Origin of the sequence: Nonomuraea guangzhouensis, from assembly GCF_019396345.1 — a bacterium.
GTDB classification, from domain to species: Bacteria; Actinomycetota; Actinomycetes; order Streptosporangiales; family Streptosporangiaceae; genus Nonomuraea; species Nonomuraea guangzhouensis.
The window spans coordinates 1-642 of sequence record NZ_JAHKRM010000120.1 but is presented as its reverse complement, the minus strand read 5'-3'; the positions used below and the strand labels follow the sequence as shown (position 1 = coordinate 642).

General features: G+C 66.0%; 1 protein-coding gene. It reads left to right on the top strand.

What is annotated here, in order from left to right; translation table 11 throughout:
* The coding region (locus KME78_RS63690; RefSeq protein ID WP_219539964.1) for an AMP-binding protein at window positions 1-642 on the top strand (642 nt) is incomplete at both ends.

Here is a 642-nt window from a genome sequence, read left to right as displayed (position 1 = left end):
CACCGACCCCCAACACCTCGCCGCCTACCTGAACGACCACCCCATCGACCACTACAAAATCGTCCCCACCCACCTCAACGCCCTCACCCACACCACCCCACCCCACACACTCCTCCCCCACCACACCCTCATCCTCGGCGGCGAAGCCACCACCCCCACCCACCTCCACAACCTCCTCACCCACACCACCACCCAAACCATCCACAACCACTACGGACCCACCGAAACCACCATCGGCACCATCACCACCCCCCTCACCACCACACCCCCAACCCTCGGCACACCCCTCCCCAACACCACCGCCCACATCCTGGACTCCCACCTCAGCCCGGTACCGGTCGGCGTGGCTGGCGAGCTCCACATCGGCGGCACAGGACTCGCCCGCGGCTACCACAACCAACCCGCCCTCACCGCCCAACGCTTCATCGCCGCCCCAGAAGGCCAACGCCTCTACCGCACCGGCGACCAAACCCGCCGACACGCAAACGGCCACATCCACTTCCTCGGCCGAAACGACCACCAAATCAAACTCCGCGGCCACCGCATCGAACCCGCCGAAATCGAACACACCCTCACCACCCACCCCACCATCACCAACGCCCTCATCACCCTCCACCACGACCGGCTCATCGCCTACCTCGT